Raw genomic sequence first — 16,696 nt, forward strand, 5'->3', positions numbered from 1 at the left:
GTTGGCGCCTCAGCCAAAATGGCATCAATGGCCTCTTCAAAACCCATGTCCAGCATGCGGTCCGCTTCGTCTAAAACGAGAGTGTTCAGCTCATCAAGATTGATGCGACCTTTGCTGAGGTGATCCAACAAACGCCCCGGTGTACCGACCAAAATATGCGCGCCATGCTCTAATGAGCCAATTTGAGGGCCCATTGGCATGCCGCCACACAGCGTCAGTACCTTAATGTTGTGAATGCCTCGCGCCAGCGTGCGGATCTCGGTCGCCACTTGGTCAGCCAGCTCTCGAGTAGGACACAGCACCAATGATTGAACACGAAAACGACCCACATTCAGATTGTTCAGCACGCCAAGAGAAAAGGTCGCGGTTTTACCAGAGCCCGTCTTCCCCTGACCAATGACATCCTGCCCGTCGAGAATAAGCGGCAACGCCTGCTGCTGAATGGCCGTCATCTCAGTGTAACCCATTGAGTCTAGGGTCTGCTTGAGTTCGGTTTTGAGGTTAAGTTGGTCAAATGAAAGGTTCACTCTGGTGTCCTTGTTGTTTCAATATGGGTTCGCGCGGTGGCGACTGTAACAAGCGCTTGGTCTGCGCTCGTAACGCTTAAAATGGGTAAAACGAAAAACCGCTTCACAAGAAGCGGTTTTTACTTATCTATCGAATACCGTGTAAAAACTCATGTCGGGTCGCGGGGTTCGATTTGAAAATCCCCCCCAACGCCGTGGTGGTGGTTTCGCTGGTCGCGTCCATCACGCCGCGAGATTTGACACAATAGTGAGTGGCATCAATCGTTACCGCGACATCGTCCGACTCCAATAAGGTTTGCAAGGCCACCAAGATCTGCTGAGTCATTCGCTCTTGGACCTGTGGACGCTGAGCAAAAAATCGTACGATGCGGTTAATTTTGGACAAACCGATGATTTTACCGCGCGGAATGTACGCCACCGCTGCACGACCATCGATCGTCACTAAGTGGTGCTCACAAGTGCTCGTCACGGTGATGTCTTTAACACGGACCATCTCACTGACGTTCATCTTATTTTCGATCACGGTGATCTTAGGGAAGTTGGCGTAATCCAAGCCAGAGAAAATCTCATCCACGTACATTTTGGCAATGCGATGCGGCGTCTCTTCCAAACTGTCGTCACTTAGGTCTAACTCAAGCAAAGCGAGGATCTCACGCATGTGATGCTCGATCTTCTGCTTCTTTTCGTCTCGGCTAAATTCGTTGGGCACCATCGGGGTTTCTAACCCGCGACGTTCTAGCGCCTCTTTTACTAACTTCGCGGACTCGCTAAGACCTGACATTCGACTTCCTCTTAATACTCTAACTGCCGTCAAATCGGGATATTTACCCCTTTCGGATGGCTGACAAGGATACTCGGATTTTTGAATAATTACATCCACATTTTACTGACGGGGATTGATTTGTGCTGCTTTTTGTATGGTAGAGTGTCAACCATTACGTCAACCCTAAACGCCTGTGGTTATTTGGGGTGAATAATAATCAAAACAACGGAATTTACTCTATGGGATGCTGTGACGCACCGGGCCTAATGCCCATTGAAGAAGCGATGGAAAAAATGCTATCGCCGATTAAGCCGATTCAAACCACCCTACGCTTACCGCTCGCCGACGCGATCGGTTTTGTCCTAGCACAAGATATTCTCTCGCCTATTAATGTGCCCCCTTTTGATAACTCTGCGATGGATGGCTATGCCATCAGGCGTGCGGATCTGTCGAAGCAAGCGATCTTGCCACTAGCGGGTAAATCTTTCGCAGGCCAACCGTTTGAAGGTGAATGGCCAGCAGGAAGCTGCATTCGCATCATGACTGGCGCAAAAATTCCAGACGGTGCCGATGCCGTGGTCATGCAAGAAAATACCGAAGTGAGTGATGAGGGTATCCGCTTTCTGCAAACCGATGTCAAACCCAACAACAATATTCGCCCGACCGGAGATGATATTCGCCAAGGCGATGTGGTGTTACCCAAAGGAGAGAGACTGACGGCCCGCGATATTCCTATGATCGCAACCTTGGGAGTAAGTCATGTTGAAGTGGTCCGTAAACCTCGCGTGGCGTTTTTCTCCACAGGGGATGAATTGAAGCCACTCGGCGAACCTCTACTTGACGGACAAATCTACGACAGCAATCGCTATGGCATCAAACCTCTGATTGAAAATTTTGGCTGTGAGCCGATTGATTTAGGCATAGTACCCGACTGCCCTGAAACGCTGGCCGCGACATTTGAACAGGCACAAAGACTGGCTGACGTTGTGGTGACCTCGGGGGGCGTCAGTGTCGGTGAAGCGGACTACACCAAAGACATCCTCGAACAGCTCGGCGAAATTGGTTTTTGGAAGCTAGCGATCAAGCCGGGCAAACCGTTCGCGTTTGGTCAGCTCTCCAGTGCGTGGTTTTGTGGGCTGCCGGGTAACCCCGTCTCTGCGGTTTTGACCCTATACGTGCTGGTGCAACCCATGTTAGCGAAATTAGCCGGACACACGCAGTGGCAGGCGCCGCCAATGATTCCCGCCATAACCAAAACCGCCTTCAAAAAATCGCCGGGACGAACAGACTATCAACGTGGTATCTACCGCATCGAAAATGGGCAATTTGTGGTTGAAACGACAGGTAATCAGAGCTCAGGCGCTTTTCGTTCTATGAGCCTTGCCAACTGTTTCGTGATTTTGGAGCGCGAACGGGGCAATGTTGCCGAAGGCGAAACCGTTCACATTCAGCTCTTTAATTCAACCTTGTACTGATAAGGGGGGAACTTGGTGATGTTATCTGATCAAGAAATGCTCCGTTACAATCGCCAAATTATCTTGCGCGATTTTGATTTTGACGGTCAAGAAGCGCTCAAAGAGGCCTCTGTCCTCATTCTGGGCGCCGGGGGCCTTGGCTGCGCGGCCAGTCAATATCTCGCCGCCGCAGGCATCGGTACCTTGACCTTGGTTGACGATGATGAGGTTGAGCTGTCGAACCTTCAGCGCCAAGTGCTCCATCATGACCAAGACATTGGCAAGAAAAAGGTCCAATCTGCGGCGGAGTCTCTACGCCAATTGAATCCGCACGTCGTCGTGCATACCGTCGAGTCGCGTTTGGACGACATTCGTCTCTCCCAGCTGATCGGCGTTCATTCTCTTGTGATCGATGCCAGTGACAACGTAGAAACACGCAATCAGCTAAACCGCCTTTGTTTTACTCATAAAGTTCCACTTGTTTCTGGCGCAGCGATCCGCATGGAAGGACAAGTAAGCGTTTTCACTTACCAAGACGCGCGTAAACCGTGTTACCAGTGCCTGAGCGCGCTATTTGGCGCCAATGCGCTGAGCTGCGTGGAGGCCGGCGTTATGTCTCCCGTGGTCGGAATTATCGGCGCGATGCAGGCACTCGAGGCGATCAAAGTCATCACCCATTTTGGTCAGCCTTGTGAAGGTAAACTCCTCATGTTTGACGCCCTGACGCTCAACTGGCGTGAAATGGCACTCATGAAACAACCTGATTGTCAGGTCTGCGGCTCACAGCAGTAACCGCCTGTCTGGACGAGGCTCAAATCACATCTAACAGGCGCACCTAAATCAGCACCGAAAACGAATAAGGAAAGTCAATGTCAGCACTCGTTAACGCCCACTGGCTCCGTGAGCACCTTCATCGCCCAGAGCTGGTGGTATTGGATGCCAGTATTTCATTCCAGATCCCCAATACCCCTGCGCCAGTGCTTGATGAAGTGATCCCCGGGGCACTGCGCTTTAACTATGATGATGATTTTCACGATCCAAGTTATGGCTTACCGCATATGATGCCTAGTGAAAGCGCCTTTAACCGTCAAGCCCAAGCATTGGGTTTAAATAAAGACAGTGTGATTGTGGTGTACGACAATACGGGCACTTTCGCATCGCCGCGAGCGTGGTGGATGCTAAAATGCATGGGCCACGAGCAGGTCTATGTGCTTAACGGCGGCCTACCAGCTTGGATAGCGCAAAGTTATGCGACACAACCAACCCACAACGCACCCAAAGGGTTGGGTAACTTCGAGGGCCAACGTAGCCAAGCTGGATTTATTCATGCGGATGCTGTCCTAGAGTTTGCTAACGCAAAAAGCGCCACTATACTTGATGCCCGCTCACAAGCCCGATTTGATGCCCAAGTACCGGAACCCAGAGAAGGGATACGTAGTGGTCATATTCCACACTCTCAATGCTTGCCTTTTTCTTTACTCATCGACAACGGGCAAATGAAAGATCGTGACGCTCTCGCTTCGGCATTTGCATCACGCCTTGCCGCGCACCACAACAACCAACCGTTAATATTCAGCTGTGGCTCTGGCGTCACCGCTTGCATTTTAGCCCTCGCGGCGTATGAGCTAGGCCATCGCCAACTGCAGGTCTATGACGGTTCATGGACGGAATGGGGAAGTCGCCCTGACCTGCCTATCGAGTGCTAACCCACTCACTATTTAGTGGCAATTCGTTTCTAAACTAAAGTTTTATTTGTTCAAACATGGCGCTTCTCCTATTTGCGTATACGCTTAATTGAGGTTTAACGGATTAATGCGGAGAAGCGGCATGAACAACCTGACGATCGCAAACAAACTGAGGCTTGCGTTTGCCACTTGTTTGATATTTTTCGCCATATCAGGCTGGTACAGCTATCAGGGTATGACAGGCGTCAGTCAAAACTTCAAACAGTACGGTCACCTTGCCAAAGAAACGACACTGGCCGGTGAGATACAAGCCAATTTTCTCAAAGTCCGTTTAAGCGCCCTGCAATACGCCAACACGCTCTCCCCCAAGCAACTTGATATCTACAACCAACGCTACAACAAATTGATCAGCATCATCTCAGATGATTTGAAGCTCACCGATGATCCGCTGCGTACCAAGCACCTCAATGCGGTGCTCGACGAGGCAAAACAATTCCACCAAGCGTTTGATGTGGTTAAGCGCTCCACCGAGCAAGTGGAACAGAAAGTGTTTGTTGACATGGTGGCGTTAGAGAAAAAGGCCCTATACGACCTCGAATCCATGATTGAATCTGCGCACAGCAACGGCGACGCTGATATTGAGTATTACTCGTCGATGGTGATGGAGAAATTCTTACTCGCTAATATTGAAGTGCTCAATTACCTTCACAAAGAGAAACCGGAAACCATCGAGACCATTCGAGCCTATTTTCAAACTAAAATCCCAGCGCTTGAAAAACGTTTCGCTGATCTCATTACCTCTAGCCAGGATAAGGCGCTGCTCGCTGAGTTCATTGTACAGCGCCAAGCCTATGAACAAGGCTTTGAGCAAGTGATTACCTTGCGAGACACTCAGCACCAAGCAGAAAAGAGCATGCTTGAGCTAGGCGAAGCTATCTCTCATGAGCTCGAAGCGATCAAGCTTGAATCGATGGACCAGCAAGTCACCCTCACCGAGGTGTTAAGTGAACACAAAGCACAAACCATTGAAATGATCGTGATTCTTACTCTGCTTGCCATTCTGGTGTCACTGACCGCAGCTGTGGTGATAACGCGAGCGATTCGACAAGGGTTGATGAAGGTGCAAGAGGTTTCTACTTCTCTGGCAGAGGGCGACCTGTCGATTGAGGTCGAGGTCAAAGGTAAAGATGAAATTGCGCAGCTATTACGTAACATGCGCAACACCATTGAATCACTGCGCGATATTGTTGCGACGGTCGCGGACTCGTGTATCAAAGTCGGTCACATGTCAGAAGAGTTGCAGGCGATCACGCACACCACAGACCAGTCCGCGGATCGTCTGCGCGCCGAAATGGATCAAATTGCCTCAGCCGTGCAGCAGCTTTCCACCAGCACGACAGAAATATCGCAGAGCGCCACAGACGGAGCCAGTTTCACTCAGCGCGCGGGTCAAGACATCAGTGAAACCCTAGGTGACGTTGAGAAAACGTTGCAGGCCATTGAAAGCGCGGATGAAGCCATGTCCATTGGCTCTGTGCAAGTGCTCGCGCTTTATGATCAATCCATGAACATCGGCTCGATATTGGAAGTGATTCACGGCGTTGCCGAACAAACCAACTTACTCGCCCTGAACGCAGCGATTGAAGCGGCTCGTGCTGGTGAGCAAGGACGTGGTTTTGCTGTCGTGGCTGATGAGGTAAGAACACTTGCCAAACGTACTCAAGATGCGACGGGCCAGATCGAAACCATGATTCGTGAATTGCAATCTGGCGCAGAATCGGCTCGCAAGTCCATCGATTCGAGCCACGATAAAGTCACACACGTCAATACCCAAGCGCAGGTCACCTCCGGTAAGCTCAATGCGATTCATGGCACCATCGGTGAACTCGAAGACTCGAATCTGCAAATTGCCGCGGCGGTCGAAGAGCAGTGCATGGTCACCAATTCTGTGAGCGAAAACATCACTGAAACCGCCAACATCACTCGAGATAACAGCGAAACCATCAAACACATTGCGATTTCCGCTACTGAACTGGCTGAAGTGGCGCAATACCTCGACATGCAAATGAAACGGTTTAAGACCGCTTAATCCAGTTCGCAAACACGTAAAACACCACCGCGCCCTGACGCGGTGGTGCTAGTTTGAATTCCCCGCTGGGTTCATTTGTTCATCCAAGTTCAATACGGTCAAAGCATTGCTAACACTGGTCGCGATTACGTCGATAACGCCGGTTCGCAATGCACCCAGCAGGGCCAAAGGTTTACTGTTTTCTGCCGCTATGGCGATCACCTGCGAAATGGGCCTAAATTCTTCTATGCCCAGCCCTATCACCCTGTCGCTCATCACTGTGGTCGCACTTACGCCGTGGATGTCAAAAAAGTCATAGCCAGCAAAATCCCCGACGATCCCCTGCTGCATACGCGCCTGAACGACTTCTTCGGCACTGAACCAGCCCAAATCGACCATATAGCTGTTTTCACTCATGTCACCGATGCCCACTAGGGCGACATCAGCTTTGCGGGCGAGATCTAACGTCTGTTTTACCGTACCGTTTTGCATAAACGCCAGTTTTTGTTCGCGGTTCTCTGCATAAGCGGGGGCGTAGAGGGTTTCTGAACTGCCGCCATAACTTTTGGCAAACTGACGGCAAATGTGGTCAGCATTAAACATCCCACCGCGCGGGTGTATACCGCCAATCCCACAAACAAATTTCACCTCGCGTTGTGGGATCACACCGACATGGTGGGCAACCGCTGAGACGTTGCGTCCTTGCCCGACCGTCACCACAGTGCCATTTTGTAACGTGCTCGCCATGTAGCGCGAGACCAACCCCGCCACTTGCTGGCGCTGCAACTCTTCACTGGGCTGATCGAGCGCGACGAGTGCGCGCTTCACGCCAAAGCGCTCTATCAAGCGTTGCTCAATTTTGGCGCTGAACACTGGATGATATTTGACGGTAATTTCAACTATACCCTCGTCACGGGCCTGTTTTAACATCCGCCCGACTTTGGCACGCGAGACGGCAAATTTTTTGGATATTTCTTCCTGGGTTGCCCCATCTTGATAGTAAGCCACCGAGATTTCTGTCAATAAATCGGTGCTATCAACCGAGACCTCTTGCTGTGTTTTACTCATGCTTCACCTTTACTGTCCTTGTAATTCAATCAGGACTTACCGAGTTAGATGGAATAGATATCCGTCTGTAACAAACGCTCAAGCTCGTAGCATATGTCACCCTCTCACCAAATGCCAACATTTGCTCACAGCCGATACATTTTCTCACAAGAATTTTGACCCAGTTCAACCCAGTGTTCTTGCTAGCTTTGGCTGCGCAAACGTTTCATCAATTTTTGGCGTCATGCCAAGACAAATAAAGCTTGATAAAGCTCACTGAACATCAGGATCTAGCATTGACTTTAACCCCAGATCAGATAATTATGGACCCATCATTTACTCAACGTTAGAGCAAATGTTCACAACAACTGCTCAGACGCTGGAAACATTGTGGTCGTGGTTCGCCTTTTTATGACACTAACGCATCAAATTCATAAGACGATCCGCGCACTCGCTTGCCAATGCACCGCACACATCTTAGGTACGGATGTGGACACCCAAGAAATAGGATGATCGAAATGAGCAACAAACTCGCACAACTTCGTAAACTGACAACTGTCGTCGCTGACACTGGTGAACTTGAAGCGATAAAAAAATACCAACCAGAAGACGCCACTACGAACCCATCTTTGATTCTTAAAGCGGCACAAATTGCTGAGTATGCCCCTCTTATCGATGACGCGATTGCCTATGCAAAATCTCAAAGCAGCGACAAAGCGCAACAAGTTCAAGACACCTGCGACATGCTGGCTGTTAACATCGGTAAAGAGATCCTAAAAACCATTCCAGGCCGTATCTCTACCGAAGTGGATGCTCGCCTCTCTTACGACACCGAAGGCAGTGTCGCAAAAGCACGCCAACTGGTGAAAATGTACAACGATGCAGGCATCACCAACGATCGCATCCTGATCAAACTGGCTTCTACTTGGGAAGGTATCCGCGCAGCAGAAATCCTCGAGAAAGAAGGCATCAACTGTAACTTAACGCTTCTCTTCTCTTTCGCTCAGGCTCGTGCGTGTGCTGAAGCGGGTGTATTCCTCATCTCGCCATTCGTTGGCCGCATTATGGACTGGTACAAGGCGAAGGAAGGTCGTGACTTCGAAGCTCAAGAAGATCCAGGCGTACTTTCTGTTACTAAGATCTACAACTACTACAAAGAGTATGGTTACAACACCGTCGTTATGGGCGCAAGCTTCCGTAACATCGGCGAAATCCTAGAACTCGCTGGCTGTGACCGTCTCACTATCGCACCTGCTCTTCTTGCTGAGCTCGAATCAGCTGAAGGTGAAGTGGTTGAGAAACTGGTTGACTCTAAAGGCGCCGCTGAGCGTCCAGCACCAATGACACACGCTGAATTCCTATGGGAGCACAACCAAGACCCAATGGCGGTTGAGAAGTTGGCAGAAGGTATCCGCAACTTCGCTGTCGACCAAGGCAAACTTGAAGCCATGATTGAAGCGAAACTTTAATCAACAGAATTTAAAAAGGGGAACGTTTGCGTTCCCCTCTTCACATTTTTTTAAGAAACCATCTAATAGTCGGTATTTATTATGGATCGCAAATATTTAGCCAATGCCATTCGTGCGCTGAGCATGGACGGCGTACAACAAGCCAATTCAGGTCACCCGGGCGCACCTATGGGTATGGCAGACATCGCTGAGGTACTGTGGCGCTCTCACCTCAACCACAACCCTTCAAACCCAGAATGGGCTGACCGCGACCGTTTTGTGCTTTCAAACGGCCACGGCTCTATGCTGATTTACTCATTGTTGCACCTAAGCGGCTACGAGCTATCGATTGACGACCTGAAAAACTTCCGTCAACTGCACTCTAAAACCCCTGGCCACCCAGAGTATGGCTACGCACCGGGCATCGAGACCACCACTGGCCCACTTGGCCAAGGTATCACTAACGCAGTCGGTATGGCGCTAGCGGAAAAAACGCTTGCAGCGCAATTCAACAAACCGGGTCATGACATCGTTGACCACTTCACCTACGCATTCATGGGTGATGGCTGTCTGATGGAAGGCATCTCTCACGAAGCCTGTTCTCTAGCGGGTACGCTAGGTCTTGGTAAGCTGATCGCGTTCTGGGATGACAACGGCATCTCTATCGATGGTCACGTTGAAGGTTGGTTCTCTGACGATACGCCGAAGCGTTTTGAAGCGTACGGCTGGCACGTCATCCCAGCGGTAGACGGTCACGATCCTGAAGCGATCGACGCCGCCATCATCGCCGCTAAAGCAGACCCTCGCCCTACTCTAATCTGTACAAAAACCATCATCGGTTTTGGCTCACCGAACAAGTCGGGTTCTCACGACTGTCACGGTGCACCACTCGGCGCTGAAGAAATTGCAGCGACACGTAAACAGCTAGGTTGGGAGCACGGTCCTTTTGAAATTCCGCAAGATGTCTACGCGCAATGGGACGCGACAGAGACAGGCGCAGCTAAGGAAGCAGCGTGGAACGAGAAACTTGCAGCTTATGAAGCAGCATATCCAGAGCTTGCAGCAGAATTCAAACGCCGCGTAAACGGTGAGCTACCTGCCGAGTGGGAAGAGAAAGCCAGCGCCATCATCGCTGACCTTCAAGCGAACCCTGCAAACATTGCATCACGTAAAGCGTCTCAAAACGCGCTAGAAGCGTTCGGTGCTATGCTACCAGAATTCCTTGGCGGCTCTGCTGACCTTGCGCCTTCTAACCTCACCATGTGGTCTGGCTCTAAGTCAGTGTCTGCGGAAGATGCGTCGGGTAACTACATCCACTACGGTGTACGTGAATTCGGTATGACAGCTATCATGAACGGTATCGCTCTGCACGGTGGTTTCGTGCCATACGGCGCAACTTTCCTAATGTTCATGGAATACGCACGTAACGCAATGCGCATGGCGGCTCTGATGAAAGTTCAGAACATCCAAGTGTACACGCACGACTCTATCGGCCTTGGCGAAGATGGCCCGACTCACCAACCGGTTGAGCAAATGGCATCGCTACGTCTCACGCCAAACATGAGCACATGGCGTCCATGTGACCAAGTTGAATCCGCTGTGGCTTGGAAACTGGCGATCGAGCGCAAAGACGGCCCAACGTCTCTCATCTTCTCTCGTCAGAACCTTGCACAGCAAGAGCGTAGCGAAGAGCAAGTCGCGAACATCGCTCGCGGTGGTTACATCCTGAAAGATTGTGAAGGCAAGCCAGAGCTTATCCTTATCGCAACAGGCTCTGAAGTTGAGCTGGCGGTTAACGCTGCGGCAGAGCTCACCGCGGAAGGGAAGAAAGTGCGTGTTGTTTCAATGCCATCAACCGATGCCTTTGACAAACAAGACGCCGCTTACCGTGAAGCCGTACTACCATCAGATGTGACCGCACGTATCGCCATCGAAGCAGGTATTGCGGACTTCTGGTACAAGTATGTGGGCTTCGGCGGCAAGATCATCGGTATGACCACCTTCGGTGAATCCGCGCCAGCGGGCGAACTGTTCAAAATGTTCGGCTTCACGACAGAAAACGTGGTGAAAACCGCGAAAACACTGATCGGTTAACGACGGATTCAGCTGTGATAAACGATGCCCCGCTAGTGATAGCGGGGCATTTTTTTTCGGTCTCAACGTTCAACGAAGAAAGCTAAAATGACACGCTGTTAAGCAGCCTTTCCACTTATGGGTCGCGACGGAACTTGTTTCGGCGACAGCGCGCAGAACAATATTTCACGTCATCCCAACAGCGTTGCCACTTTTTACGCCAATGGAACGGCCGATGGCAAATAGGGCAGACTTTTTCGGGAAGGGTCAGTTTTTTGTGCATGCCGCCTGTGGGCTCGTATCATCTTATGAGTGGGTCATGTTTGATGATACGTCACCCGACAAAGTCCGATCAGGCGACATACGTGCGGGGTTAACTGAGAATATCAGTGAGGCCAGCAACCAAACGCTCGACGGCGATGGTCAACTCCAGCTCGGTTGCATTGGTGAAGTTAAGTCTCAGCGCTGGGAAGGCCTTCGCGCCGGCGGGGTAAAACACGTTACTTGGGACCACCGCGACTTTATTTTCAAGCAGTTGGGTAGCGAGTTTAAAGCTGTCGCACTCCGGTAAGGTGAGCCAGACGAACATGCCGCCTTGTACTGGGCGTACATCACAGCCAGCAGGCAGTGAGGCTTTGAGAGAGCGGTATAAACTCTGATAACGCGCTTGGTACAAGGTGCGAATCGTCTCAATGTGCTGACTGAACGCAGGGTTTTGCAACAGACCAAGCAGTACCGCTTGCATCGGTACGCTGGAGTGCAAATCGGCGCCTTGTTTAATTTTGATCAGTGGTGCTAAGAAGGTGGTATTGCCAGTCACAACCCCTACACGCAGACCCGGTGAGGCGATTTTGGAGAAGGAGCGCAACACAATCGAGTGTTGCGGGCAGAACGTTGACGCCATTGGCAGTGCCGTGCCCGCAAAACGCAGCTCGCGATATGGCGCGTCCTCAATCAAGGTGACTTGATACTGTTCACACAACTGACCAACGCGCTCACGCGTATCGAGTGACCAACACACCCCTGTTGGGTTGTGAAAATCCGGTACGGCGTAGAACATTTTCGGTTGCTGAGTTTGGAAAACCTGTTCAAGCTGTGCCAAGTCTGGCCCCTGCTCTGTCTGTGACACTGTGACGATATTCGCTTCCACTAACCCAAAGACTTGCATCGCTCCGAGGTAACTTGGTGCTTCCATCACCACTGTGTCTTGCGGGTCAATGTAGGCACGCGCAATCAAATCCAGCCCTTGCTGCGATCCTGTGGTGACCATCGCGCTGTGTGAGGACGGTAAATCGTAGTGATCGGTTAAATAGTCGAGCAAAGGCCCGTAACCTGCCGTGGCACCGTACTGAAACACGTCAGGTTGCAGGTGCAAACTCTCTAGCGTCGGCCGCATCAATTCGATAGGAAAGGTTTGTTCATCGGGCAAACCGCCCGCAAGCGAAATCACACTCTTGTCTGAGGCAGCAGCAAGAATTTCGCGAATGTAAGAAGAAGGCGTGTTGGCTAATGACTTGGCAATGTGCATATCGGACCCTGTGCGTTTCAAACTCGCAGCGCAACCACTTGGCTGCGCCTAATCAAAGGCTGTTCACTTACGGCAAGTGAGAGCAGTGAAATATTCTGTTATGGCGTTCGATATTACCTGTCGTTGCACATTTTGCGCTGTCCATTTATGCTTATCAACATGTCCATTTATGCGATTTTTCTCAAACCATGGCCCAACACCTGTCTCGCATCAACGATGTGCTGTATTACATCCACAAAGACATCAGCCGTGATCTCCCCGGCAAAGCGCTTGCCAACGTCGCCGCCTATTCTGAACAGCACTTTCATCGCGTGTTTAAACAGGTTGTCGGTGAGTCGCTGCACAAGTACATTCGTCGCACCCGCATGGAGTATGCCGCCAACCAGTTGATGTTTGACCAAGGCTCTTCGGTGGCAGACATCGCCGCGCGCTGTGGATTTCAATCAGTCTCGTCGTTTAGCCGAGCGTTCAAAGCGACGTTTTCAGTCTCTCCGGGGGAGTGGCGTCAGCAAGATTTACGCGCGGGTGACAAACCCTATTTAAAAGACTCAGAAATCGCAGCCGGCTACCATCGCACCGCCAATAAGCCGTTGCCAGAGCCTCAAATCAGGCAGGTGCCTGAGCGCTTTGCAGCCTATATTCGTCATACTGGCTACAACCGTTCCATCAAAAAAGCGTGGACGGTACTCAATGCATGGGCGCTTTCAGAGCAGCGGGACGCCAGCGTCCAGTTTGGCCTGCACCACTCCAACCCCGCTTGGGTAGAATTGGACGAATGCCGCTATGTGGCGTGTATTGAAATCGATAAACCGATCAAGGTACGCAGTTTGGTCAATCAGTTGGTGATTCCAGGTGGGTTACACGCCGTGTTTCGATTGACCGGCGTGTATGGGGAGTTGCTACCACAAATCAGTCAAGTGTTGGAACGTTGGCTGCCACAGTCAGGGTTTAAGCTCGGTTCTACCCCGGCTTACGTGCACTATTTCGATAACCATTTCACCAACAAAAGTGAACACTTTGAGCTCGATTTTTATCTGCCTATTGGTTTTTATTGACCGTATCCGGTTTTAGGCCGCGCAGGACCATATCGACCACAAACTCTTGCGCCTGCTGATACTCGTCATCGGAGAGCTGAGCTCCTTTAATGAGTTCAATCTCACTTTCAAAGTCGGCATAAAATTGCGTCGCGCCCCAGATAAGAAACAGCAAATGGTACGGGTCAACCGCACGAATGAGCCCCCGCTCGGCCCAGGCGCTGATCACGGTCGCCTTGCCACTGCTCCACTCCACAACCGGAAATTGGATCGCCGCACGGATGTTGGGGGCCCCTTGGATGATCTCTTGAGCGAAAATTTTCGACTCTTGCGGATGGCTGCGGCTGTAACGCATTTTGCCTACGATATATCGCCGCAATACTTCTTGAGGATCGCGCTGAATGGCATCTTCAGAAAAGCCGTCATTCCAAAGGTTTAGAATATCTTCCAGTAGCGCCTTATACAGTCCTGACTTGGATTTAAAATAGTAGAGGATGTTCGCTTTAGGCAGCGACACTCTGTCTGCAATGGCTTGTATCGACGTGCCTTTGTAACCATGCTTAACAAACTCATCGGCGGCGGCTTGCAAGATCAACTGTTCGTTGCGCCTGCGGATTTCGCCCGAGGATGCGCGCTTTTCCTTACCAAGTTGGACGTTCAAAATGACTCCTTGTCTTATGCTGACTCTTTTTACAGTAATCACCCGATTTCATTGCCTTGTCAAGCCTGTGATTCTGCACCAAGAGCAGGCATACGCACTGATTTAGTTCATCGATTGTCACCGTATGGATCGCGAGCCTAGCCCAACGTTGGCTTGAACAATTGGTCAGCTTTTTGCATTTAGCCCATCAATACTATTCAAAAAAACAAAAGGACTTGGCTCAACATGACAGCACCGCTTCTCGAGCTCTGGAACCTGTCAAAGGTGTTTCCGGGGGTCGTCGCAAATGACAAAGTGAATTTAAAACTCCATAGCGGCGAGATTCTCGCGCTACTTGGAGAAAACGGCGCTGGGAAATCGACCCTAGTGAAGATGATTTACGGCGTAAACACGCCCACATCCGGTGCGATATTATGGAACAACCATGAAGTCACGATTGCCTCACCGACCCAAGCAAGAGAGATGGGGATCGGCATGGTATTTCAACACTTTTCCGTGTTTGAAACGCTCACTGTGTTAGAAAACATCGAGCTGGGATTGGATAAAGCCTTTCTGGCAACCATTGACAACCTAAGACAGACGATCATCGACAAAAGTCTTCAATATCAGCTCCATGTCGACCCCGATCGTTACGTCCATAGCCTGAGTATCGGTGAACGACAGCGTGTTGAAATATTGCGCTGTTTGATTCAAAACGTGAAGCTATTGATCCTCGATGAACCGACTTCAGTACTTGCGCCGCAAGAGATCGAAGGATTGTTTGCGGTACTAAACCAACTTGCCTTAGAAGGCTGCGCCATTTTATTCATCAGCCACAAGCTCAAAGAGGTGACCGCCTTATGCCACCGAGCCGTCATTCTACGCGGCGGAAAAGTGACCGGTGAGTGTGACCCAAGCCAAGAAACGCCCAACAGCATTGCCAGGATGATGGTTGGAGAGCATGCGACCCTCTCAGAGCACTATGACAAAGTGCAGGGCGGCGCCCCTGTCCTGCACACGAAAGGCTTGTCACTCGAGGCCTCTCACCCGTTTGGCTGCGCATTAAAAGACGTCGCTCTTCGCCTTAATGCAGGCGAGATTTTTGGCCTCGCCGGAGTGGCGGGAAACGGCCAAGAAGAACTGCTAGCGGCGCTTAGCGGCGAAGATACACGAGCCAGTAAGGGCAGCATCCAATGGCAAGACGAAGCGATTGGGCATCTTGATGCTGGGCAAAGGCGCAAACGCGGTCTTGCCTATGTACCTGCTAACCGGCTTGGCCAAGGCGCAGTACCAGAGATGAGCTTGGAAGAGAACACGCTACTGACTCACGCCGCCCACTTAAATCACAAGAGCTTGATTCAGTTTCCCAAACTCAAACAACTCGCCAAGCAGTTGATCCAAAATAATCAGGTCAAGTGTCGCAATGAGCAATCGCAAGCAAAAAGCCTCTCGGGCGGCAATCTGCAAAAATTCATCATGGGACGAGAAATCGCTCAATCCCCGACGTTACTGATTTGCGCCCACCCGACCTGGGGTGTGGATATCGGCGCAGCCAGCGCCATTCATCGCCAACTGATTGCGCTGCGTGACCAAGGAGCTGCGGTGTTGGTGGTATCAGAAGATATTGATGAACTCTTTATGATCTGTGATCGCCTCGCCGCCATCTATGAAGGGCATGTCTCTCCGGCCATAAAGACCGACGACACCTCTATCGACCAACTAGGTGAATGGATCGCGGGTGGCTTTTTATCGCCATCCTCCCACCAAGGCGCAAGCAGCGAATCACAGGGGGTGAGTCATGGTTAAAGTGGAACCCAGATTAGAAAGCTCACAGTGGATGATGTGGCTATCGCCGTTCATTGCGATAACGCTGACGCTTGCGCTATCGAGCATGCTGTTTGTCTGGCTGGATGTCAGTCCGGTGCGCGCCTTTGAAGTGTTTGTCGTTATGCCGTTTGAGGACAGTTATAACCTCGGCGAGTTGTTGGTGAAATCCACGCCGTTAATGCTCTGTGCGGTCGGTTTGGCGCTCTGCTATCGCGCCAATATTTGGAATATTGGCGCTGAAGGCCAACTGCTGATTGGCGCAGTAGCAGCAAGTGCGGTTGCCATCAGCGCCACCGAACAATCAGGTCCACTTCATCTAGTACTCGCCATCGGTGCTGGTGTGGTGGCTGGCGCGGGTTGGGCGGCCATCCCCACCCTGCTCTACCGACGTTTTCACACCAACATTATTTTAACCACTATCATGCTCAACTATGTCGGTCTCTATATTTTGCTCTGGGCGGTACATGGCCCGCTAAGAGACCCGCAAGGGTTTGGTTTCCCAGAGTCCGTGATGTTTGCCGATGCAGTCATGCTAAGCCCGCTATTTGAATCCGGCCGTGCTTCGATGGCGATCGTCATTGCCATTGGCATCGCGCTGCTCG

At 51.0% G+C, this 16,696-nt stretch carries 15 protein-coding genes; 9 read left to right on the top strand and 6 right to left on the bottom strand.

Translation table 11 applies throughout. From position 1 onward, the window contains the following. Together AC6R1O_RS12820 and folE are read right to left on the bottom strand one after the other, a co-directional pair. The coding region (locus AC6R1O_RS12820; RefSeq protein WP_500657157.1) for a DEAD/DEAH box helicase at window positions 1-467 on the bottom strand (467 nt) is incomplete at its 3' end. Between the two features lie 187 nt (window positions 468-654). Continuing rightward, entirely contained in the window at window positions 655-1,308 is a 654-nt protein-coding gene (folE, locus tag AC6R1O_RS12825; protein ID WP_334551936.1) for a GTP cyclohydrolase I FolE, read from the bottom strand. A gap of 221 nt (window positions 1,309-1,529) precedes the next feature. Between folE and moeA the strand changes: the two genes are divergently transcribed. The 4 genes from moeA to AC6R1O_RS12845 all read left to right on the top strand — a co-directional run bounded on the left by moeA (window position 1,530) and on the right by AC6R1O_RS12845 (window position 6,518). Continuing rightward, window positions 1,530-2,765, top strand: coding sequence for a molybdopterin molybdotransferase MoeA (gene moeA / locus AC6R1O_RS12830; protein WP_500628229.1), 1,236 nt, complete (start codon window positions 1,530-1,532; stop codon window positions 2,763-2,765). A 12-nt stretch (window positions 2,766-2,777) separates the two neighbouring features. After that, complete coding sequence (gene moeB / locus AC6R1O_RS12835; RefSeq protein ID WP_500657150.1) at window positions 2,778-3,536, top strand: molybdopterin-synthase adenylyltransferase MoeB; 759 nt, start codon at window positions 2,778-2,780, stop codon at window positions 3,534-3,536. Window positions 3,537-3,613: 77 nt separating this feature from the next. After that, complete coding sequence (locus tag AC6R1O_RS12840) at window positions 3,614-4,450, top strand: sulfurtransferase (RefSeq protein WP_500633074.1); 837 nt, start codon at window positions 3,614-3,616, stop codon at window positions 4,448-4,450. A gap of 121 nt (window positions 4,451-4,571) precedes the next feature. Continuing rightward, complete coding sequence (locus tag AC6R1O_RS12845; RefSeq protein WP_500633075.1) at window positions 4,572-6,518, top strand: methyl-accepting chemotaxis protein; 1,947 nt, start codon at window positions 4,572-4,574, stop codon at window positions 6,516-6,518. Between the two features lie 48 nt (window positions 6,519-6,566). On the opposite strand, the gene AC6R1O_RS12850 is transcribed toward AC6R1O_RS12845, so the two are convergent. Further along, the gene (locus AC6R1O_RS12850) at window positions 6,567-7,565 is read right to left on the bottom strand and encodes a sugar-binding transcriptional regulator (RefSeq protein WP_500628225.1); all 999 of its coding nucleotides are present in this window, start codon (window positions 7,563-7,565) and stop codon (window positions 6,567-6,569) included. 497 nt (window positions 7,566-8,062) lie between these two features. Here AC6R1O_RS12850 and tal point away from each other — a divergent pair, with 497 nt between their 5' ends. Continuing rightward, window positions 8,063-9,013, top strand: coding sequence for a transaldolase (tal, locus tag AC6R1O_RS12855; RefSeq protein ID WP_500628224.1), 951 nt, complete (start codon window positions 8,063-8,065; stop codon window positions 9,011-9,013). 81 nt (window positions 9,014-9,094) lie between these two features. Then, complete coding sequence (gene tkt, locus AC6R1O_RS12860; RefSeq protein WP_500657151.1) at window positions 9,095-11,086, top strand: transketolase; 1,992 nt, start codon at window positions 9,095-9,097, stop codon at window positions 11,084-11,086. A gap of 115 nt (window positions 11,087-11,201) precedes the next feature. Here the strand turns inward: tkt and AC6R1O_RS12865 are convergent, their stop codons facing one another. Further along, entirely contained in the window at window positions 11,202-11,348 is a 147-nt protein-coding gene (locus AC6R1O_RS12865) for a DUF2256 domain-containing protein (RefSeq protein ID WP_500633077.1), read from the bottom strand. Between the two features lie 90 nt (window positions 11,349-11,438). Further along, on the bottom strand, window positions 11,439-12,593 hold the full coding sequence (locus AC6R1O_RS12870) for an aminotransferase-like domain-containing protein (protein WP_500657152.1): 1,155 nt from the start codon (window positions 12,591-12,593) through the stop codon (window positions 11,439-11,441). A 188-nt stretch (window positions 12,594-12,781) separates the two neighbouring features. Between AC6R1O_RS12870 and AC6R1O_RS12875 the strand changes: the two genes are divergently transcribed. After that, window positions 12,782-13,648 carry an AraC family transcriptional regulator gene (locus AC6R1O_RS12875; RefSeq protein WP_500657153.1) on the top strand — a complete coding sequence of 289 codons (867 nt, stop codon included), beginning with the start codon at window positions 12,782-12,784 and terminating at the stop codon, window positions 13,646-13,648. Here the strand turns inward: AC6R1O_RS12875 and AC6R1O_RS12880 are convergent. After that, on the bottom strand, window positions 13,632-14,288 hold the full coding sequence (locus tag AC6R1O_RS12880; RefSeq protein WP_500657154.1) for a TetR/AcrR family transcriptional regulator: 657 nt from the start codon (window positions 14,286-14,288) through the stop codon (window positions 13,632-13,634). The two genes, AC6R1O_RS12875 and AC6R1O_RS12880, sit on opposite strands and share 17 nt — an antisense overlap. Window positions 14,289-14,513: 225 nt before the next feature. Between AC6R1O_RS12880 and AC6R1O_RS12885 the strand changes: the two genes are divergently transcribed. Continuing rightward, a complete protein-coding gene (locus tag AC6R1O_RS12885) occupies window positions 14,514-16,073 on the top strand; it encodes an ABC transporter ATP-binding protein (protein ID WP_500657155.1) in 1,560 nt (519 codons plus the stop codon). After that, window positions 16,066-16,696: ABC transporter permease (locus AC6R1O_RS12890; RefSeq protein WP_500657156.1), on the top strand; the 631-nt coding region annotated here is incomplete at its 3' end. The genes AC6R1O_RS12885 and AC6R1O_RS12890, both read left to right, overlap by 8 nt.

The organism is Vibrio sp. R11-SG3-ISO3-SZ (genome assembly GCF_059834345.1).

Bases quoted from the DNA above. Each gene is read 5' to 3' on its own strand.
- AC6R1O_RS12850 (WP_500628225.1), bottom strand. From the start codon at position 7,565: ATGAGTAAAACACAGCAAGAGGTCTCGGTTGATAGCACCGATTTATTG.
- AC6R1O_RS12840 (WP_500633074.1), top strand. From the start codon at position 3,614: ATGTCAGCACTCGTTAACGCCCACTGGCTCCGTGAGCACCTTCATCGC.
- AC6R1O_RS12870 (WP_500657152.1), bottom strand. From the start codon at position 12,593: ATGCACATTGCCAAGTCATTAGCCAACACGCCTTCTTCTTACATTCGC.
- AC6R1O_RS12885 (WP_500657155.1), top strand. From the start codon at position 14,514: ATGACAGCACCGCTTCTCGAGCTCTGGAACCTGTCAAAGGTGTTTCCG.
- AC6R1O_RS12875 (WP_500657153.1), top strand. From the start codon at position 12,782: ATGGCCCAACACCTGTCTCGCATCAACGATGTGCTGTATTACATCCAC.
- folE (WP_334551936.1), bottom strand. From the start codon at position 1,308: ATGTCAGGTCTTAGCGAGTCCGCGAAGTTAGTAAAAGAGGCGCTAGAA.
- moeA (WP_500628229.1), top strand. From the start codon at position 1,530: ATGGGATGCTGTGACGCACCGGGCCTAATGCCCATTGAAGAAGCGATG.
- AC6R1O_RS12865 (WP_500633077.1), bottom strand. From the start codon at position 11,348: ATGCACAAAAAACTGACCCTTCCCGAAAAAGTCTGCCCTATTTGCCAT.
- tal (WP_500628224.1), top strand. From the start codon at position 8,063: ATGAGCAACAAACTCGCACAACTTCGTAAACTGACAACTGTCGTCGCT.
- AC6R1O_RS12845 (WP_500633075.1), top strand. From the start codon at position 4,572: ATGAACAACCTGACGATCGCAAACAAACTGAGGCTTGCGTTTGCCACT.
- tkt (WP_500657151.1), top strand. From the start codon at position 9,095: ATGGATCGCAAATATTTAGCCAATGCCATTCGTGCGCTGAGCATGGAC.